This is a genomic window from Pseudomonas sp. LBUM1655 (genome assembly GCF_059716085.1).
The window spans coordinates 6,040,302-6,060,532 of sequence record NZ_CP166801.1 but is presented as its reverse complement, the minus strand read 5'-3'; the positions used below and the strand labels follow the sequence as shown (position 1 = coordinate 6,060,532).

At 56.6% G+C, this 20,231-nt stretch carries 16 protein-coding genes and 1 pseudogene; 11 read left to right on the top strand and 6 right to left on the bottom strand.

The genetic code is table 11. The annotated features are described in order from the left end of the window. The first annotated feature begins 65 nt into the window (after positions 1-65). The gene (locus ACA074_RS27355) at positions 66-1,739 is read left to right on the top strand and encodes a putative bifunctional diguanylate cyclase/phosphodiesterase (protein WP_187680364.1); all 1,674 of its coding nucleotides are present in this window, start codon (positions 66-68) and stop codon (positions 1,737-1,739) included. A gap of 182 nt (positions 1,740-1,921) precedes the next feature. Here the strand turns inward: ACA074_RS27355 and ACA074_RS27350 are convergent, their stop codons facing one another. Then, entirely contained in the window at positions 1,922-3,319 is a 1,398-nt protein-coding gene (locus ACA074_RS27350) for a NorM family multidrug efflux MATE transporter (RefSeq protein WP_497678132.1), read from the bottom strand. Between the two features lie 158 nt (positions 3,320-3,477). On the opposite strand from ACA074_RS27350, the gene ACA074_RS27345 reads away from it, so the two are divergent. The 3 genes from ACA074_RS27345 (at position 3,478) to ACA074_RS27335 (ending at position 7,990) form a co-directional block, all read left to right on the top strand. Then, the gene (locus tag ACA074_RS27345) at positions 3,478-4,398 is read left to right on the top strand and encodes a LysR substrate-binding domain-containing protein (protein WP_187680366.1); all 921 of its coding nucleotides are present in this window, start codon (positions 3,478-3,480) and stop codon (positions 4,396-4,398) included. A gap of 181 nt (positions 4,399-4,579) precedes the next feature. Continuing rightward, positions 4,580-6,556, top strand: a complete 1,977-nt coding sequence (locus ACA074_RS27340) for a methyl-accepting chemotaxis protein (protein ID WP_401264613.1) — start codon at positions 4,580-4,582, stop codon at positions 6,554-6,556. 219 nt (positions 6,557-6,775) lie between these two features. After that, positions 6,776-7,990: an aldose 1-epimerase family protein gene (locus tag ACA074_RS27335; protein WP_497678131.1), complete on the top strand. Its 1,215-nt coding sequence runs from the start codon at positions 6,776-6,778 to the stop codon at positions 7,988-7,990. Here ACA074_RS27335 and ACA074_RS27330 read toward each other — a convergent pair. Then, positions 7,987-8,634, bottom strand: a pseudogene (locus ACA074_RS27330) (ATP-binding protein); the annotation flags it as partial. The gene ACA074_RS27335 and the pseudogene ACA074_RS27330 sit on opposite strands and share 4 nt — an antisense overlap. Positions 8,635-8,892: 258 nt before the next feature. On the opposite strand from ACA074_RS27330, the gene ACA074_RS27325 reads away from it, so the two are divergent. From ACA074_RS27325 to ACA074_RS27305, 5 genes are all read left to right on the top strand, one after another. Beyond that, positions 8,893-9,441 carry a TnsA endonuclease N-terminal domain-containing protein gene (locus ACA074_RS27325; RefSeq protein ID WP_497679351.1) on the top strand — a complete coding sequence of 183 codons (549 nt, stop codon included), beginning with the start codon at positions 8,893-8,895 and terminating at the stop codon, positions 9,439-9,441. Further along, the gene (locus tag ACA074_RS27320) at positions 9,438-11,360 is read left to right on the top strand and encodes a transposase (RefSeq protein ID WP_497678130.1); all 1,923 of its coding nucleotides are present in this window, start codon (positions 9,438-9,440) and stop codon (positions 11,358-11,360) included. Before ACA074_RS27325 ends, ACA074_RS27320 begins: the two co-directional genes overlap by 4 nt. Continuing rightward, the gene (locus ACA074_RS27315) at positions 11,357-12,247 is read left to right on the top strand and encodes a TniB family NTP-binding protein (protein ID WP_497678129.1); all 891 of its coding nucleotides are present in this window, start codon (positions 11,357-11,359) and stop codon (positions 12,245-12,247) included. The genes ACA074_RS27320 and ACA074_RS27315 overlap by 4 nt, the downstream gene beginning before the upstream one ends. After that, on the top strand, positions 12,205-13,326 hold the full coding sequence (locus tag ACA074_RS27310) for a TniQ family protein (RefSeq protein WP_497678128.1): 1,122 nt from the start codon (positions 12,205-12,207) through the stop codon (positions 13,324-13,326). Before ACA074_RS27315 ends, ACA074_RS27310 begins: the two co-directional genes overlap by 43 nt. A 505-nt stretch (positions 13,327-13,831) precedes the next feature. Beyond that, positions 13,832-14,758 carry a hypothetical protein gene (locus ACA074_RS27305; RefSeq protein ID WP_336356479.1) on the top strand — a complete coding sequence of 309 codons (927 nt, stop codon included), beginning with the start codon at positions 13,832-13,834 and terminating at the stop codon, positions 14,756-14,758. A gap of 1 nt (position 14,759) precedes the next feature. Here the strand turns inward: ACA074_RS27305 and ACA074_RS27300 are convergent, their stop codons facing one another. Then, entirely contained in the window at positions 14,760-16,157 is a 1,398-nt protein-coding gene (locus ACA074_RS27300; protein ID WP_497678127.1) for a hypothetical protein, read from the bottom strand. Positions 16,158-16,421: 264 nt separating this feature from the next. On the opposite strand from ACA074_RS27300, the gene ACA074_RS27295 reads away from it, so the two are divergent. After that, positions 16,422-16,649 (top strand): hypothetical protein, encoded by a 228-nt coding sequence (locus ACA074_RS27295; RefSeq protein ID WP_497678126.1) that lies wholly within the window; start codon positions 16,422-16,424, stop codon positions 16,647-16,649. Between the two features lie 85 nt (positions 16,650-16,734). Further along, positions 16,735-16,956, top strand: a complete 222-nt coding sequence (locus ACA074_RS27290) for a hypothetical protein (RefSeq protein WP_497678125.1) — start codon at positions 16,735-16,737, stop codon at positions 16,954-16,956. Positions 16,957-17,298: 342 nt separating this feature from the next. Here ACA074_RS27290 and ACA074_RS27285 read toward each other — a convergent pair whose 3' ends face one another. From ACA074_RS27285 to ACA074_RS27275, 3 genes are all read right to left on the bottom strand, one after another. Then, the gene (locus ACA074_RS27285; RefSeq protein ID WP_497678124.1) at positions 17,299-17,730 is read right to left on the bottom strand and encodes a hypothetical protein; all 432 of its coding nucleotides are present in this window, start codon (positions 17,728-17,730) and stop codon (positions 17,299-17,301) included. Between the two features lie 145 nt (positions 17,731-17,875). Further along, positions 17,876-19,038, bottom strand: a protein-coding gene (locus ACA074_RS27280) for an IS3 family transposase (RefSeq protein WP_497677316.1) whose coding sequence is annotated in 2 segments (ribosomal slippage) — positions 17,876-18,783 and positions 18,783-19,038 — 1,164 coding nt in all. Because the reading frame shifts where the segments join, the coding sequence is not laid out codon by codon here. Beyond that, positions 19,031-19,813, bottom strand: coding sequence for a GAF domain-containing protein (locus tag ACA074_RS27275; protein ID WP_497678123.1), 783 nt, complete (start codon positions 19,811-19,813; stop codon positions 19,031-19,033). The genes ACA074_RS27280 and ACA074_RS27275 overlap by 8 nt, the downstream gene beginning before the upstream one ends. Positions 19,814-20,231: the final 418 nt, after the last annotated feature.

The following is a 20,231-nucleotide window of genomic DNA, read 5'->3' as shown; positions in this document are numbered from 1 at the left end:
TGGTCATTGAACAGCGCAACGGCATAATGCCCCGCCCACATCATTGCAGAGTCTAGGGAGCTAGCTTGTCTACGCCTGTCGAACCCTTGCGTTTGCTGCTACTGGCCGAAGAGCCAGCGTGGACAGCGTTATTGCGCGAGTGTCTGGCTCCGATGGGGAGCGCGGCAGTGCTGATCAGCGCGCCGAACTGGGAGTCGGTCAGCAGTTTGTTCGAAGACAACCGCCACGCGGTGCTGTTGACCCTTCCCGCATTGCAACCCGCGCCGGGCCGTTGCAGTTTGCCGACGGTGTTGCTGCTGGATCACGAGCCGGCCACCGCGCCCGTTGGCGTCAGCGACTGGCTGGTGTTCGACGCCCTCGACGCCGACATGCTCCGCCGTTGCCTGCGCCATGTGCGCGAACGCGGCGTGCTGGAAAACACCCTGCAACGCCTCGCCGAACAAGACCCGCTGACCGGCATCGCCAACCGCCAGGGTTTTCAGACCTTGCTGGCGGCGCGCCTCGCGGAAAACGACGGCCGGGGCCTTGCGCTCGGGCATCTTGATCTCGATAACTTCCGCCACGCTAACGACGCCCTCGGTCATCAGGCCGGCGACCGCTTGATTCTGCAAGTCGTCGCACGGCTGAAGAGTCAGCTCGAGGCCGGCGATCAACTGGCGCGGTTGGGCAGCGATGAATTCGCCCTGCTGATCGACACCCGCCGCGCGCCGCAACGCGCCGAGTGGATGGCCGAACGCATTACCGAAGCCCTGGCCGAACCTTACTGGGTCGATGGCGAAAGCCTGCTGATCGGCTCCAGCCTCGGCATCGCCCATGCCCGCGCACAGGGTGGCGCCGACCCACTGATGTGGCACGCGCACATCGCCATGCAGCAGGCCAAAAGCACCCAGGGCTGCACCTTTCATATCTTCAACGAACGCATCAACCGCAACGCGCGGAGCATGGCCGACCTCGAAAGCGAGCTGCGCCGGGCCTTGCGTCGCGATGAGCTGGAGCTGCATTACCAGCCACGTCTGAATCTTGAGGACGGCCAGATCGTCGGCCTCGAAGCCTTGGTGCGCTGGCGTCACGGCGAACGCGGTCTGCTGCCGCCGAGCGAATTCGTGCCGCTGGCCGAGCAGAGCGGTCTGATCGTGCCGCTGGGTTACTGGGTGATTTCCCGGGCCCTGCGCGATATGCAGGCTTTGCGTGAGCGCGGGCTGCCGGCGTTGCACATGGCGATCAACCTGTCGTTCCGCCAGTTTCAGGACAGCCAGTTGCTGCCGACGCTCAGCCGGTTGATTGCCGAGCGTGGCGTCGAGGCGCAGTGGCTGGAATTCGAACTGACCGAAACCGCTGTGATGCGCCGCAGTGATCTGGTCAAACAGACCATGGACGCCCTCGGCCGCCTCGGCGTGCGTTTTTCGCTGGATGACTTCGGCACCGGGTTTTCGTCGTTCGTGCACTTGAATAGCTTGCCGATCACTTTGCTGAAGATCGACAAGAGTTTCGTGGGCGGCATGGAGCAGCGCGAAGAGAACCGCAAACTGGTGCACGCGATGATCAACCTCGCGCACAACCTGCATCTGGAAGTGGTCGCCGAAGGGGTGGAAACCCCGGAGCAACTGGATCTGCTGCGTGGCTTTGGTTGCGATCAGGTGCAGGGGTACCTGATCAGCAAGCCGCTGCCGTTGGCGGAGCTGGTGGAGTACCTGACGTTTGGTTCGAGTCAGCATCCAGCCCTGGAAGTCGTGAGCTAACTCCATAACTCAATTTGGAACAACATTGTGGCGAGGGGATTTATCCCCGATCGGCTGCGAAGCAGTCGCAAGACCATAGCACTGGATACATCTGATAAACCCCAGCTACCGGTTTTGGGGCGGCTTCGCCACCCATCGGGGATAAATCCCCACGCCACAAAGGCTCTCTCCTACAAGGGATCTCAGTCGGTCTGGGCGACTGTGTATTGATTGGATGACGCAGGCTCACGCCGAATCATCCGCTTCATCTTCCATTCAAACGCCAGCGTCAGGCTCACCGCCGCAAACGCCAGCCCCAACGCCAAGCCCCACCAGACACCCGTCGGTCCCCAGTTCAGGTGGAACGCCATCCACCACGCCGCCGGTGCGCCGATCAGCCAATAGCACCCGAGCCCGACCAGAAACGTGGTTTTGGCATCCTTGAGCCCACGGATGCAGCCCATGGCAATCGTCTGTGTACCGTCGAACAACTCGAACCACGCCGCCACTGCCAACAGACTGACCGCCAGGCGGATCACTTCGGCAAACGCCGGATCGTTGTGATCGAGAAACAATCCGACCAATTGATTCGGCAGCAGCCAGAACACCATCGCAAAACCCACCATCATCACCGCGCCGAAAGCGATGCCGACCCGGCCGGACATGCGTGCATCCAGCAACTGACCGGCGCCGTAATGCTGGCCGACACGCATGGTGATCGCGTACGACATCCCCGCCGGCACCATGAATGCCACCGAAACGATCTGCAGGGCAATCTGGTGCGCGCCCATTTGCGTGCTGCCCATGGTGCCCATGCACAACGCCGCGAAGGCGAACAACCCGACTTCCACCGCGTAAGTGCCACCAATCGGCAGACCGAGCCGCCAGAGTTCCTTGAGGTATTGCCGGTTCGGCCGCGACAGGCCGGCGCGCAACGGATACGCGTCATATGCGCGATGCCGGCGAATGTGCCAGGCCAACGCGAGCGCCATGCAGTTGGCGACGATCGCCGTCACCAGCCCGATGCCCATCAAACCCAGTTTCGGCAGGCCGAACATGCCGGTAATCAGCGCGTAATTGAGCAGGAAGTTGGCCACCGTGCCAGCAAGGCTGATCACCATCACTGGCGTCGCCCGGCCAATCGCACTGGTGAAACCGCGCAGTGCCATGAAGCTCAGATAGCCGGGCAGGGCGAAGGGCAGGGCGATCAGAAATTGCCCGGCAGCGATGACGTTGGTTTCGGTCTGGCCGAACAGCAGCAACACCGGTTTCAGGTTCCACAGCAGCAAGCCTGCGCCCAGCGCCATCAGCCATGCCAGCCACAATCCCGCTTGGGTCAGGCGGGCGGCGCCAATGATGTCGCCGGCGCCCTTACGGATCGCCACCAGGGTGCCGACCGCGGCAATCACGCCGATGCAGAAAATCGACACGAACGAATAAGTTGCCGCGCCCAAGCCGCCGCCGGCCAGCGCTTCGGGGCTGATGCGCGCCATCATCACGGTGTCGGTCAGCACCATCAACATGTGCGCCAACTGTGAAGCAATCAACGGCCCCGACAGCCGCAGGATGGCCCAGAGTTCGGTACGCACAGGATGCTGCATGGTCTTCACCACTCATCAATAGAGGGAACAGGAGAGCGTCGATTCTCGGCGCTTGGCAGGGAATGCACAAAGGGATAAAAAGGATGGGTTGCATGATTAAAACTCATCCTGAACAGATTCTGATAAGTTGGCCGCATCCCGCTATAGGAGCTTTCCGAATGTCTCGTCGTCTTCCTCCTTTGTATGCCCTGCGCGCATTTGAAGCGGCGGCGCGGCACAGTTCGTTCACTCGCGCGGCCGAGGAGCTGTCGATCACCCAGAGCGCGGTGAGCCGGCACATTCGTACGCTAGAGGAACATTTCGCCTGCCGCTTGTTTCACCGCAGCGGGCGCAATCTGCAACTCACCGAGTCGGCGCGCATGCTGCTGCCGGGCATCCGTGAAGGCTTCACTGCCCTTGAGCGCGCCTGCAACACCTTGCGCGCAGAGGACGACATCCTGCGCATGAAAGCCCCGTCGACTCTGACCATGCGCTGGCTGCTGGCGCGCCTCAGTCGCTTTCGTCATTTGCAGCCGGGTAACGAAGTGCAATTGACCAGTGCCTGGATGGACGTGGACTCGGTGGACTTCAACGATGAGCCCTTTGACTGCGCCGTGTTACTCAGCGACGGCCATTTTCCGCCGGACTGGGAGGCCAGCCTGCTGTTTCCCGAAGAGCTGATCCCGGTGGGCGCGCCCAACCTGCTGAATGACCAGCCATGGGACGTGGCGCGTCTGGCGTCCGCCGAATTGCTCCATCCCACTCCGGATCGCCGTGATTGGCGCAGTTGGCTGGAGCATATGGGGCTTTCTGATCAGGTGTCGCTCAAGGGCGGCCAGGTGTTCGATACGCTGGAGTTGGGGATGATTGCAGCGGCGCGCGGTTACGGCGTGTCGATGGGCGATCTGTTGATGGTCGCCGAGGATGTCGCGCAGGGACGTTTGAGTCTGCCGTGGCCCACCGCCGTCGCCAGTGGACTGAATTATTATCTGGTGTGGCCAAAAACCCGGCCGGGAGGTGAACGTTTGCGCCGCCTCAGTGACTTCCTGCAAGGCGAAGTCCGCGCCATGGCGCTGCCGGCCGTCACGCGCTTGAGCTGAAACGATCGAGCCGTCACAATGCCGGCCTTGTGCCATAACCCTGCTGTTCGCTCAAGTATTCGGTTTTGCCGCCGAATACGTGCATGTGGAACCGTCGTGCCGGTATCCAGGATTCACCCCCATTAGAAAATTATCCGAGCTGCGATCAAGGAGGATCGGCAAGTTCGGCCAGGAGCTGTCCATGTCTCAACCTCGCGCTCGGATCGCCTCACAGCTGGGTCTCGCGCTCGCCGTGATACTGGCGATTGTCATCAGCGGCAGTACGGTGTTCGCCCTGCGTTCGCTGGATACAGCCAACCTCGCCACCCGTGAAGAGCACTTGGCCAGTGAGGCGCGTCTGCTCGCCGACCAACTGAGCACCTTCCACGGTACGCTGCGTGAAAGCACCCAGCGCCTGAGCGGGCTGTTCGAGAAGCGCTTCAGCGCAGGTTTGAGCATTCACCCGAGTGAGCCCGTGAGCGTGGCAGGCACCCAGACACCGGGCCTGCACCTGGGCAGCGAAGTGCTGAACAACAACTTCAAGGAAGTCGACGAGTTCAAGCAGATGACTGCTGGTGTCGCCACGCTGTTCGTGCGCAGTGGCGAAGACTTTGTCCGTGTCAGCACCTCCCTGACCAAACAGGACGGTACTCGCGCCATCGGCACCTTGCTTGATCACGCTCACCCGGCCTATGCGAAATTGATGGCGGGCCAGGGTTATGTCGGTCGCGCCCTGTTGTTTGATCGTTCCTACATGACTCAATACACCCCGGTGCGTGATAGCAGCGGCAAGGTGATCGCGGTGCTGTTTGTCGGCTTCGACTACACCGACGCGCAGAACGCCCAGTTCGACAACCTCAAGCGCTTCCGTATCGGCCAGACCGGCTCGTTGGCGCTGCTGGATGAGCAAAACAAATGGCTGGTTGCCCCGGCGGGCGTACAAGCATTGGATCAGGCGGTTACGGTGATTGGCGGCCTGGCCAAAACCCCGGGCAAAGGCCAGTTCTGGAGCGACAAGGCTGAAGATTTCTACAGCGTTTCGGTGCCGTTCGACGGTGGGCCGTGGGCGGTCGTGGCGAGCATGCCGAAAGCCGAAATCCGTGCGGTGACCTGGAGCGTGGGTACGCAACTGGCCATCGGCAGTTTGCTGGCGATGCTGTTGGCGGTCGGTTCGGTGGTGTGGTTGCTGCGAAGCAAATTGGCACCGTTGAGTGATCTGGTGCGTCAGGCCGAAGCCTTGGGCGCCGGGGATCTGAGCGTGCGTCTGAACGTGTCGAGCAACGACGAAATCGGTCAACTGTCCCGCGCGTTCAACCAGATGAGCCAGGCGTTGTCGACCATGGTCGAGCACATCCGCCGCTCCTCGGAAGAGGTCAACCGCCGCGCGCAGGCGCTCTCCGGTTTGTCCGGCGGCGCTTACGAAGGCATGGAGCAGCAATCCGGCGAGATCACCAGCATGGCCGGCGCGGTTGAAGAATTCAGCGCCACCTCGCTGGACATCGCCGACAACATGGGCGCCACCCAGCGTCTGGCTCAGGAAAACGCGCAACAAACGCAGATTGGTCGCAGCTCGATGGAAGAGGCTTCGTCCTCTCTGGAGCAAATCGCCGGCGCGCTGAACACCACCGCCACCGTGATCAACACGCTTGGTCAGCGTTCCCAGGAAATCGGTGGCATCGTCAGCGTAATTACCTCGATTGCCGAGCAGACCAACCTGCTGGCGCTCAACGCGGCCATCGAAGCGGCGCGTGCGGGCGAGCAAGGTCGCGGCTTTGCGGTGGTGGCGGATGAGGTGCGTAACCTCGCGTCGCGTACTCGTCAGGCGACCGATGAAATCTCCGGCATGATCCAGAGCATTCAGCAGGAAACCGGCAACGCGATCAGCACCATGGAGCAGGGCAATGTGCTGATGCAGGAAGGCCTGTCGCGCAACGCCAACGTGGCATCTGCGCTGGCGCGGATTGACGAGCAGAGCCGTTCGGCGGGGCAGCAGTTTGCAGCGATCACCACGGCGACGCAGGAGCAGAGCAGCACCGCGACGTTGCTCAGCAGCAACCTGCAAAGTATTGCGTTGGCCAACAGCGAGCAGCGTGAAGTGGTTTCCAACCTGGCCGTGACCGCCAAGGAGCTTGAGAAACTGGCGGCGGACTTGCGTTCCGAGGTTGATCGCTTCCGTTGATGTGCGCCTGAAATAGCTATCGCGAGCAGGCTCGCTCCTACAGTGTCCGGTGCGAATCACAGATTTTGTGAAGACCCGGATCCCCTGTGGGAGCGAGCCTGCTCGCGATTGCATCACTGAAGGTCTTCGGCAGAACATGCGATCTGTCGATCTAATACACTTGCTGAAACGTTTCCGCAGCGCTATAAAAATGGCACAACTCCAATAAAGGCTGCTGCCATGTCCCCGCTCAAACTCGTCGCCGCACTCGGCGCACTGTCCGCTGCCTCCCATGCCATGGCTTGGGATTACGTCCTTCTCGATACCAATAAGCCCGCGCAAAACTGGACCATCACCAGTGAGCAACTCGGCGTGAAAACCGACAAACCCTTCTCGGTAAGCCTGCGCACCTTGCATGGTGGGCGGCAGGAAGGTGTGAGCATCGTGGATATCGATAACGGCACGATGAAACTCTCGGTGGTGCCGACCCGTGGCATGAATGTCTTGCACGCCTCCGTTGGCAACGTGCGCATGGGCTGGGATTCGCCGGTCAAGGATGTGGTCAATCCGGCATTCATCGAACTCAACGGACGCGGTGGCCTGGGCTGGCTGGAAGGCTTCAACGAACTGGTGACCCGCTGCGGTTACGAATGGGTCGGCCATCCCGGCATGGACAATGGTGAACTGCTGACCCTGCACGGGCGCGCCGCCAACATCCCGGCCAGCACTGTCACGCTGCACATCGATGAAGAACCACCCTACGCCATCAGTCTGCGCGGCGAACTGAAAGAGCAGGCGTTCAAGAAAGTCGACTTCACGGTCATCACTGAACTGGTCACCGAGCCCGGCAGCGTGCGTTTCGCACTCAACGATAAGTTGACCAACAACGGCGATTATCCAAAGGAATATCAGGCGCTGTATCACAGCAACTTCAGTACGCCGTTCCTTGAGCAGGGCGCCCGTTTTGCTGCGCCGGTGAAACAGGTCTCGCCTTTCAACGACAAGGCCAAGGGCGATTTGCCCGACTGGCAGACCTACCGCGCCCCGACCAAGGACTACGACGAAACCGTCTACAACGTCGTGCCCTATGCTGACGCCAAAGGCGAAACCCTGACCGTTCTGCATAACAAGGCCGGCAGCCTCGGTGTTTCCGTCGGCTTCAACACCCAGCAGTTGCCGGTGTTTTCCCTGTGGAAAAACACTGACACCCAAGGGCAGGGCTATGTCACGGGACTGGAGCCGGGCACCAGTTTCTCCTACAACCGCCGCTATCAGCGTCCGCTGAATCTGGTGCCGACCATTGCGCCGAAGGAACACAAACAGTTCCAGATCAGCTACAGCCTGCTCGCCGACAAAAATGCTGTGGATAACGCCTTGAAGCGTGTAACCGAAATTCAGGCCGGGCGCGCAACCGAAGTGCGGCAGGCGCCACTGGTTGATCTGACCGAGCATTAAGGCGTCGCCGGCCGATACTGCAGCGCTTCGGCCAAGTGCTCACGCCTGATTGCATCGACTTGCTCAAGGTCTGCCAGGGTTCTGGCGACTTTGAGTAAACGATGGGCTGAGCGCAGCGACAACGTCAGTCGCTCACAGGCGGACTCCAGCCAGGTTTCGTCGGCTGTGGATAACTTGCAGTGCCTTTTCAGGCCCGGCAGATCAAGGAACGCATTCGCACAGCCTTGACGCTTTTGCTGTCTTTCACGCGCCTCGGCCACCAACGCCGCTGCGCTGGCGCTGTCCTCTCCCGGTTTCACCTGTGGATTCAACGCAGTCGCTTCCCGTGCGACTGTCAGGTGCAAGTCGATCCGGTCCAGCAGCGGCCCCGACAGTTTGTTGCGATAGCGCTGCACCATGTCCGGCGTGCAGGAACACTTGCCGCTCGGCTCGCCAAGATATCCACAGGGGCACGGATTCATCGCTGCCACCAACTGAAACCGCGCCGGAAAACGCACGCGATCCTTGGCCCGGGCAATCACGATATGCCCGGACTCCATCGGTTCGCGCAGTACCTCCAGCACCTTGCGATCAAACTCCGGCAGCTCATCGAGAAACAGCACGCCGTGGTGGGCGAGGGTGATCTCGCCGGGTTGCGGTTTTGAACTGCTGTCGCCTTCCTAAATAGCTGCGAAAGCACTAGGCTAGAGGCCGCGAGATATGGTTTTTGATTGCGCAAATAGATGCGAAAAACTTTCAAATTGGATGCGACAGGATTGAAAATGACTCGAAATAGCTGCGACCAGCCTAAACAGGTCCGCCCTATCAAGCCGACACGTCGCAGCGTTTCAGGTTTCTTGCCGTTTCGCGGCGCAGGTGGCGTGCCGTACGAATCACTGCTTGAGCGCGACTTCTTAAAGCGAATGAGGTTTTCTCATCGGGTCGAGTCGGTGGTTGCCCAGCCAGTCCGCGTCAACTTTGTCGATTCACGAGGGCGCGATTTGACCTACACCCCTGACTTTCTGGTGCATTACCGTCAGCCGGCGGGCGTTAACTACATGGACTACATCAAGCCAATGTTGGTTGAAGTGAAGCCCGCTTATGAGTGGCGAAATAACTGGCGCGCCTGGCTTGGGAAATGGAAGGCTGCACGCCGATACGCGCGGGAAGAGGGCTGGACCTTCAGCATCTATGACGAGTCGCGCATTCGTGGGTTGCCGCTCGATAACATCACGTTCCTAGAGCGTTTCGAGCGTTTGGACTTTGATCGTGAAGACATTGAGATGGTCCTGAAGACGCTTCAGGAAATGGAATTTGCACCTGTGCACTATCTCTTGGCTCGCCATTTCAAAGGCGTGTACCGGGATCGCGGTGTTGCACTGTTCTGGCACCTAATCGCTACTGGCCGGGTGGAGTGTGATATCACCGAGCCGCTGAATGAATACCTTGAACTCTGGGTGGCTACGCCATGAACATTTATGAAATCGACACGGATGAGCACTTCACCCCATTCGAACCCTCCAGAGAGCGTGTTTTGGTCGAAGTCGGTGAAATGGTTAGCTGTGACAAGCAAATCTTTCGAATCGTCCAGCTACTCGACTTTCAGAACGTCGTCGGAGTAGAAGTCGAGACCGGCCGTAGCGTCTCGCTCCGCATTTCCGAACTCCAACCCGTCGCGCAAGACCGAGTCGACGGCCTCTACGTGAACTACGACATCTCGACGATCAGCTCGGATGAGTGGGCAATAGCGCAACAGCGTTTCTCAGCCATCAAACCATTGCTGCGCGATTCGATCTTGCCCCGAGCGAGCGTAGAAGAGAGAGCCAAAGAAGTAGGTGTTGATACTGCCACTCTCTATCGGTGGCTGGATCGGTACCAAAGTTGGCACGAGGTGCTTGCGCTCGTACCGCGCAAGCGGGGTTGGCAATCAGGTAATAGCCGACTGACTGCGCAAGCCGACAAACTCATTGATGAAGTAATCGAGCAGCACTACCTGACGATTCAGCGGCGAACTGTCCAATCGACCATTGCCGAAATCGAATTACAGGCCAAGGCAAAGGGACTTAAACCCCCCAGCGCATCCGCTATCAGGGCGAGAATCAAGCGCATCCCAGAGAAGATCAAGCTGCGTAGACGCGGATACGCTGATCAGGCTCGTAATCGGCATACACCCTCAGTCGGTAAGTTTCCAGGCGCCGATTACCCGCTCGCGGTCGTTCAAATCGATCACACGCCAATTGACCTGATCATTGTGGATGACCGGCACCGCAAGCCTATTGGTCGTCTGTGGCTGAGCCTAGCGATCGATGTGCACTCGCGCATGATCACAGGCTATTACCTGGCCCTTGAGGAACCTTCCGAAATTTCCGTCGGCATGTGCGTTGCCCACTCTATCCTGCCAAAAGAGGCTTGGTTGAATCTTCACAACGTTCGCGGTGAATGGCCAGTGTGGGGTTTCCCTCGAATGGTCCATACCGATAACGGACCTGACTTCCAGGCAGAAAACTTCCGTCGTTCGTGCGCGAATTACAATATCGAAAACCAATTCCGCCCAGTAAAGCGGCCCAAATACGGCGGCCATATTGAACGCCTGCTCGGTACTTTCATGAGAGAGCTACATGAGCTGCCAGGTACTACTCACAGCAGCGTGCCCAAGAGAGACGGCTACGATTCCGACAAGCATGCTGCACTCACGATGGGTGAGTTTGAAGAGTGGCTGGTTCGAACGATCATTCTGTATCACAACCGACTCCACTCAGCGCTTTACATGAGCCCTTCGCGCAAGTGGCATTTAGGTTTCTTCGGGAGCCGTGAAGCCGATGCGTTGGTGAGTATTCCGCCTCGACCTGCGGATCCTCTTACGGTGCAGCTGGATTTCATGCCCTCGGAACGCCGGACCGTTCAACATTATGGCGTCCAGCTAGATGTGTACTATTACTCGGAGGCATTGCGTCACTGGATCGGTACGACGGATCCAGAGACTGGTCAGGCGCGTAAATTTTTATTCAGACGGGATCCTCGCGACATCAGCGTTATCTGGTTCTACGACCCTGTCCTGAAGCAATATTTCCGGGTGCCGGTGGCCAACCAAGCGTTCCCGGCAGCTACCTTGTGGGAATTCCGAGCGGCCAAGAAACAAGCTGTTGATGAAGGTCGAAAGCATATTGACGAGGCGTTGATCGGCAGATTGATTTTGGAGCGTCGCCAGATCGTCGATGGTGCATCCGCAAGCACTAAGAGAGCGCGTCGTGAAGCTCAGAAGCACAAGGTACACAGTAAAAATACGACCCCAGCGCAGCCTGTCAAAGCGCCTTTGCAATCCATACCGTCCATCTCTACAAGCGAAGGGTTACTCCTTGATGATGTTGATCTGATCGGTGATATCCAATGACTGAGTACGCACATCTACACGCCGATTTCAGGCCAGTGCTGCAGCTATCAGCTCGGGAGCGTATTCGCTTCATGGGTGAGCCTCGGTGGATCGGCTACAAGGCAGCACATCACATATTGGATAGCCTTGAATGCCTGCTTGAGGCACCCAAGCGCCCAAGGATGCCCAACCTGCTCATTGTCGGTGATTCGAACAATGGGAAAACGACGATCGTCAGGCACTTCGAGAAGATGCATGGGCAAGGTTATGTGGACGAGAACTCGGAGGCGGTGCGACCGATCATCGTGGCCGAGGCACCGCCGTCTGCTGATGAGAAGGACTTATACATCGCGATCCTTGATCGCCTGTGGATGCCTTACAGAACGACCGATTCTAAGGTAACGCTTCGGTTTCAGGTGATCCACGCGCTGCGCGAGCTCAAGGTACGCATGCTGATCATCGATGAAGTGCACTCAATGCTCACCGGCTCCGCTATGAAGCAGCGTGAGGTCATGAACGCGCTAAAAATGCTGTGCAACACCTTGGTAATTCCGGTTGTTGGCGTAGGAACTCCGGACGCTGTGCAGATCCTGCACCTGGACCCGCAACACGCAAGCCGGTTTGATGTCATCAAACTGGAAACGTGGAAGTTAGACGCCGAATTTCAACGAATGCTGAAAGCTTTCGAAGCCGTGCTGCCGTTGAAAAAACCGTCGGCTATCTACAAGCCTGAGTTGGCTCAACTGATCCATTCCATTTCAGGCGGCAATACTGGGGACCTGCACGGTCTGTTACTGGAGTGCGCCACGGAAGCCATCAATTCTGGTAAGGAATGCATTGATCGGCAGCTCATTGAGGCTAAGTCGTGGAAGCGACCTACACGTGGCATCAGGGAGCGCGTTGTCTAAATCCTCGTTGGCCACTTACTCCAGAGATGTTACCTGATGAGCTGTTCTCTTCCTGGCTAGTGAGAACAGCGCATGCCCATGGGTGCTTGCCTCGCACATTGACCAGTATTGTCTGGCCCGGTGCACAGGCTTGGAGAGTCGATCTAGATCGTAAGCACCACTGGGCAAATATGGAGGCCTTGGCCAGCACGACGGGCGTCCAGGCACCTTCACTGTTGGCCGCGACGCTTTGGCCAATCATTCAAAACTTGCATCCCAACTGTGTAGCTGAAAACACGACACCTTTGTCTTGGATTTTGCCGCTCGGTTGCCGGAACCGATCTCACGCAGGCGGGCTGCTCTGCTGTCCTCACTGCATGGCAGATCCTGTTCCCCATTATCTCTTGCAGTACCGATTGGCGTGGCACACAGTCTGTCCCCGCCATCGCATTTTGCTTATTGATCGGTGTTGGCGGTGTAGTTCGGCCCTCCAGCCAAATCGCCTTCGTCCTGATCGTCCCTTATCTCTGTGCCACCACTGTGGCCAGTCATTAGCTGACGTTTCGCCCGAGCCCGTTGTGAACTCAGCTTTGGCGTTTCAGAGCTTTGCGGACTCAGCCAGCCAATCGACAGCGATTTATGGTCTGACTTCATTGAGCTTTGCGGAGTGGATGTGCATTGCTCGGGTCATGGTCAGCTTTCTCAGGAACGTAACGCGCAATCCTACGACCAAATCGCAACTGTTCTGCCAGGCGATGGGTTTGGATCTTTCACAGCTGAAGTCATCGTCTCTTGGATTGCCTTTCGAATACGCAACGCCTGCCGAGCGTGCTGGGTTGTTGGGGCAGGCTTGGGTGATAATGCAGGCAGGTCCGGAGCGTTTTCTGGAGCTTGCGGGTGAGGTTGAGTTGCCTGTGACGATATTTCCGGTCCGGGGGATTGGAGGATCGCCAATTCTCGCGCAAATGGTCTCGGTACTCGTGCAGCACACTCGACACCAGCCAAGCCAACCCAGTCGAAGGCAGACACGCGAGCCCCTCGAAGTTTGGCGTATGTGGAATCGATTGCAGAGAAGGACGCATAGAAATGGCATCTCATGACACACCCACTCCGCCGGGCTGCCACGGCTGCGGCGGCGAGATGGCCAAAGCCAAGAAGGTGCATGCGAACAAGCGCTACTGCGAGACATGCTACGCACGGCTCTTCAAACGGCGAATGTGTTCTAGCTGCGGGCACTTCGCTCGGCTTCCGATTTTTGATCAGTCGGCACACTGCTCAGCCTGTGAGCGCGCCGGACCGTGCGTACGATGCGCAAAAGTGGATTTTAAAATAGGCCTACGTACGCAATACGGTCCAGTGTGCAAGCCGTGTCGGCCTTATTTCAACGTCCCGGAGCCATGCGAGATGTGCGGCAAGCTTTCCCAGCGACTGGCTCGAAGCAAGTCGACAGGACTGCGTAGATGCCCGAGTTGCAGTGGCCCTGCGAAGGGGACCTGTCCAAGCTGCCGGCGTCATCGTGTATTAATCCCTGGACAGGACGGCTCCAGCGCTTGCGAACCTTGCACTGTTGCGATCTCCCATCCGTGCGATATGTGCGGCAAACAGATGCCTGCTGGTCGCGGCCGCGAATGCGAAATATGTGAGTGGCTACGCGTTTTTCATAAGCGGTTAGCGATCAACGTCAAAGGTTTCAGCAGTGATCACATCACTGAGCTGTTCAGTCAATTCGGGGAATGGTTCCTAGCGAGTGTCGGGGCACATAAAGCTGCGCTGAACATCAACGTTCATTACCGCTTTTTTGCAGTACTCGACTCGAACTGGAGTGCGGCTCCCTCCTACGAACAACTCCTCCAGCATTTCGGTGCGGCGGGGCTGCGCAAGGCCGAAAGTCCAATGCGGTTTTTGACAGAAACTGGTGTGGTTACTGTCGATGTGCAGCTGCGCGATGAGCACACAGAGCATCGTCGTCTTGCGGCAATTTTGTCGGTGCCTTCCAGCAACTGGTCGGCTCAATTGCTTAGCGAGTATGTCAGCGTCTTGAAGGCGAAAATGGAGCGCGGCCTTACAGATCTGCGGTCAGTCCGGTTAGCCGCCCGCGCCGCCGCTAACTTGCTAGAGAATGCTCAACTGAAGTTGGGGGAGTTGCCGACCCAGAAGTCGTTACAGTCTTTCTGGAGAGGCTCACCAGGCCAGGTTGCGGCAGTCGCTGGTTTCATCGGCCATTTAAATAAGCGGCACGGACTCGAACTGCAAGTGAAGCCTGACGCGCGCTGGTTGTCCCAGGCGAGACGGCAAAAAGCAGAGCGTGAGCTGGTCGCGATGTTAAGTGAAACTGCCGAGGGTGACTTCGAGGGACGCTGGATCGTTAAGGCTCTCGCGTATTTTCACGATGTGACGAGAGCAAGTCGGAAAAAACTGGTTTTCCAGCGGCAAGACTACCGAGACGTCGCTGGCTACAGCGTTACCCATGAGGAGAAAAATCTTTGGGTGCCGTCAGCTAGCAGTTATCGGCGAGGCGAGCATCCAGGATGAGTCAATCTAGCGCCACTCCCATTTCCATAAATACGTTAATCAAACGGCTTCGATAAGGTATTTTTGCATCCCTAAGGTGATGCTTGAAGATCTTGGCGTTGGGCGGAAAAGACCTGTGCATGTGTATGAATCTGCCCACGACGTATCGCACCCGCGAGCAAATCTCCCTAACGAATTCTTCAAACTCTTCAGGGCTGTGGACGTGTGACCTCATGAGCACGCCAGAGTACTCAGCATTGTGAGGTTTGGTCGGCTGAACCTCGAAGCAGAAGTAGTCTTTTTTATCGATCTTAATGCGCAAGACCATCAAGCCCCGACACTTCTCTTTACGAGGATCCAGATATACCCATCCTAGGGCAGTTTTGTCCTCCGGTGTCCAATCAGTTATTGGGCGCAACAAGATGGTCCCCGGAGGACCCTGATTCTGGAACTCAGGAGGTGCGTACCAATTCACCTCCGTCACTCGACCTGGGTTAGCCGCCATGATCGATTGGAAAGCCTTCCAAATGTTATTAAGGAAGCCATGCGTTACGAGCTCGACCTTAAAGTCGGGATCGGAATCAGGATCGGCGACATGGTTTAGCTTACCGATGTTCTTGCCGGAACCGGTTTCTTCTCCGGATGAATGCGAGTTCGCCTCTGGAGGTCGCGGGCCTAGGCGACCTCGGTTGGCTTTGATCACTTCCTTGATTTTTTTAACTTTGCGTTTTTCGCCCAAAGTTTTGAAAGGTGGCGTTTTAACAATGACGGTTTCGGAGTGGTTGTCTGGCTCGGCGTGTGAATGCTCAGTCAAGAATTCTTCGGCCTCGGCGGTTCGGACCGGCCTGGGGAGCACTATCCGTCCACCATCCTCACCTTCGCTGCTGTCAAAGTACTTGCGTTGCCATTCGATTTCTTGCCCAGTCGGTTGAGAGGAACCAACTAGATTGAGGCACAGGAAGGTGTTGCCGTCGTTGATCCATCTGCCTCGACACTGGAGCTGCCCTTTACCCCTAAACCAAGGGGTTGCCTCCATGAATATCTTCGTCATCGGATCTTGCGACGTAAATTGTGCGTTTACACGCTTGATACAGTCTTCTGTGTAATCATCGTAGAGTAGGTGCGCGAGAAAAACCGCATCGTAGTTGCGCATTTTCCGGGAGGGCCTGACTAACCACCGATGTTCGTCACGTTGCTCGTCTTCATAAAAAACGGATTTAACGTCGGACCAACGCAACGTGGCCAAGGCTCGGCAAACTTCCGTATTCCTGGCGTAAGCACGTACGAAGTATTCGGTGCATGGAACGAGCAAATTCTTTTCGCCATCCAGCTTGAAGTCGATCAGGCGAGAAAGGTCGTGTCGGTACTTCAGGGGGTATTCGTCATGATGGAAAACGTTAGCCCTATCTTGCTTTAGCAAGTCTGCTCTTGACGTCGGCGACCACCCTGACTCGTTGAAGTCCACCTCAAATATCCGAGCGGGTGAGGCTAGATTTGTATCGGAGATACATTTTCCGTTACGCCAAATGGTGCCTGTACGATAATGAGGCAAGCTGCTGAGCGGCACTGTGGCCGGAGTCCAAGGGCCTGGCACATCGTTGAACAGCTGTCGAAAAATGACAATGGCTAAAGGGATAGTTCGGGAGGGCCTCCCCGAGCGCAAAGGACCGTACCACCAGACCAAATGATCGCCCTTGAGGCGTTCGACAGCGCTATCGGGATGTCGGAGATTGGCGCGAGAGTAGGACAAATCAATGCGTTGAAGCTTTTCAGCCAAACTGATACTCCCGTCATTTTAGATCGCCATGATTCAGAGTCTACCGGTTTGCTTTCTCTCCTGCGACGCAAAAATGGCGCCTGTTTGATGAGTTTCGCCGCCTGCAAATTTGGTAACGCTTTCCAATTCAAATGATTGGCTGGAACGCCTTACGAAGCTTTTCCCTTTGCTCTTGCCGTATCCGAAATTGTTCCCTTTGCTCTCGAAAATGCTCCACGGCATGATTCATAAAACTCTGCACACGTCGTTGCGTGTCCAATCGGTGTGCATGGTAGACCTGGATGTGCTCGACCCCGCTGATTTCCCTTCGACGTTCTTCTGCGAACCTAATCCCGAGAACAATCCGCAGGACGCCTTTCCGGCGAGGAAGATGGCAATTCAACACGCCGTGCGTTTGATCGTCGATGTATCTCAAGTGAGAGATGTGGTGGGACTGGGATAACTGAGCACTAGCCATGGGGCGCGATGACACTTCGAAATATGATGAAGCGGATCCAGATTTTGTCGTAACCACAAGCTTCAAACCAAATTCGTCGAGCTTCTATATCAGCGTATTTGATTGCGTTGTAGAGAGCGTTCACTAGTCATCCTTTCATGGCGTGACTCGTGAACAGAGTGCTTATCCGATATGCGAACACCCGCGGTGATGACTGGCGCGCGCCGCCTAAATGTCCTCACCTAGCGCTCTGTCGTTGCGAGAATTGCTTTGCACCGATGGTTAAGGGTTTCTCTCAGTCTGTAACTCGATTCCTGAAACCTACCGAGATGGCAATCGAGGCTACAGTCAGGCCTCGATTCGCTCGATCAGGTCGGGCCGCGATTTTTTGGAGACGAGAAATTTGTGAATCACATCTGAATTACGCTTATTCAGGCTGTGACTCTGCTCCAGCGCTCCGGCAGCGCGGTTGATCATAATTTCGCCAGGTGAAGGGATTTTCAACAAATCAAGGACGATTCGATAGACTCGTTTGCTGTTTTTCCCCACTTCCAGCGTCACGCCGTCGTCAAGCGACTCGAAATATTTCGCTTCGTTGCCGGAAAGGTATTTGAACTCGACGGCGAATGTACTTTGCTCAACAGGGTAAGCGCGCCATGCCGTAGGCAGATCAGCTGGGGAGAGCATAAATTGCAGCTTTATGCCTCCACGGTCGTGGGACTCAACCTTGTTCAAGTCATGCTGAGAGACTGAAATCCATTCTTCGCTAGATGTGTGCATCAAGCTCTCTCCAAAAGGTGCCCGATAAGAGCCACGGTTAACGTGTAATGATCGACTGAGTCTGCCGTCACGCCTTGTGGATCCAGGCTATCAAGCACGATCACGCCCCAAAGCTTCCCATTGCACTCGACTGGCATTGTAGTGGTCAACCAATCCCGGACACGACGTTAAGTTCTTCCTCGGCCCGCGCTGGTGCCAACCCCTCGTTGAACTGGTGAGGCCGAATCCAGTTGTAGCGATGCATCAAAAAGTGGCTGATATCGCGCTGTGCTTCCTGCGCAGTTCGATAGCCCACGGTCGGTATCCATTCTGTTTTCAAGCTACGAAATACGCGCTCCATCGGTGCGTTATCCCAGCAGTTTCCTCGTCGACTCATGCTCTGACGCATGCGGTATCGCCACAACCGCTGGCGAAAGAGTCGGCTTGCATATTGCGATCCCTGGTCCGAGTGGAATAGCAGATCCGAAGGCCTGCCACGCTGCTCGTAAGCCATATCCAGCGCTTTGATCACCAACTCAGCGTCTGGCTTTTCCGACAGCGCCCAGCCCACGATCCGACGCGTACAAAGATCCAGGACGACAGCCAGGTAATGCCACTTTCCTTGTGCCCAAATGTAGGTGATATCGCCGCACCAGACTTGATTGGGCGCAGGCACGTCGAACTCGCGATTCAATGTGTTCGGGATATCCAGTCTTTCTACTGTTGCTCGTTTGTAGGCATGGGAGCCGGGTTGTTTGCTGACTAAATCAAGCTCGCGCATCAAGCTACGCACTTTGAATCGACCGAGTTGCTCACCGTCTTCACGCATCAGTGACAGGATGCTGCGACTGCCCGCAGAGCTGCGACTTTGCGAGAACAGCTCACTTACGCGACTACGCAATCGAAGCCGTTCGACATCCGGCGTGCGGCGCCGCAGGCGCTGGGCGTAGTAACACGAGCGAGTGACGTCAAACACCTTGCACAGCCAATCAACCGGCTCATGTGCCCTCAACTGGTCAATCAGCGCGAACGCTCGTGATCTTCCGACATCAAGAGCGCGGTAGCCTTTTTTAGTATTGATTTCTCTCGCTCAAGCCGAGCAATCCGGGCTTCCAGCTCCTGAATTTTTTGCTGTTCCGGAGTCAGTGCCTTGCTCTGCGGAGTGACGCCTTTATGTTCTTTCTGAATCTGGTCAACCCAGCGGCGCAATGCCGACTCACCAATGCCGAGCGAACGGCTGGCTTCGATGTAGCTGTAGTTTTGTTTGAGCACAAGGTCAGCAGCCTCGCGCTTGAATTCAGGAGTAAAGGAGCGGCGTTGTTTAGTCATCTGACACCTCGATCTGGCGAGCATTCTCGCCTAAATGGGTGTCCGGTTTCATTAGACCACTACACATCGCCGCCATCGCACGAGAAGGCGTCCTTCCTTCCGACAAATACCTTTCCAGAAAGCGAATGGAGGTTTTTGTTCCCGTAGCATAGCTCTCTTTTATTTTTGGTTTAGAGGTTTTCGTAATTTGGGGCAGCGAAGGAATAATCACAACCCCTCGCTGCGACCATGCCAAGCCAGCTACGCCCTGCGAGTTGAGGCTGTTATCGCTATCGATGAAAAAAATTGTCTTCGTTCTGAGCGTGAGGTGCCCGGAGCGCATGTACGGAACGAGATAATCCCCGCACCAGCGGCGGGTTTTGAACAGGCCCCACTTGGCGGTTGGCAATTCGAGCCAGTGCCGGCGGAACCAGAGGTTTCGCTTGTACTTGAATAAGGTGACTCGGTTGTGATCTTTGGGAACATTTACGTTCTTAAAAACCTTGTCTTGATACTCATCCAGAATGAACTGCAGTTTTTCCACAACCCAAGGGTCGGCCATTTGTTTGATGATGGCCGTGACGGCTACGACAAGGGCGATTACCAGTAGAAACCAGATTGCCGCTTCTTGAAATCGTTCTATCAAGACCCATGCTATGGGCTTTTGTGCGATCCACTTGTCGTCCTTCTCCACATCCATCAGCCAGATGGTCAGGGAAGAGAGCAATCCGGCGACAACGTAAATGATTCCCGAAGCTGCAAATAATAATTTTCGTTTCGGCCCCGTCCGTAGCATCTGCCCTAGTCCCTATTCGATTTTTTATGCGGGAGTCGGCTACCCGACGTCGTGGATACTGCCTGGAGGGATAATGCCGATGCAACGTTTGGGTAGGCAAGCCCTTGAACAAAGGAAGTCAGGCCTAGCTCAGTACCGCCGGCTAGGCCTGCAAAGTGAATCGCCGAGGTTATTGGCCCGCAGATAGGGAGGACCAAATTCTTGGAGGTATATGCCGAAGCTGCCCAAATTACCGGACGCGGCGAGTTCATTGAAGTCTGGTATGACGCTCACGACGTCAAGGAAGTGGCACCAGCAGGGTCGTGAACGAGTAGGCCTGTAACGTTTGTTAATTGAAGTGCCGTTTTAAACGGTGATATTAACGCTGGGGTCGTTGACCTGAGGCGTCAAACAAGCTAGACATCGTATTAGAAATATT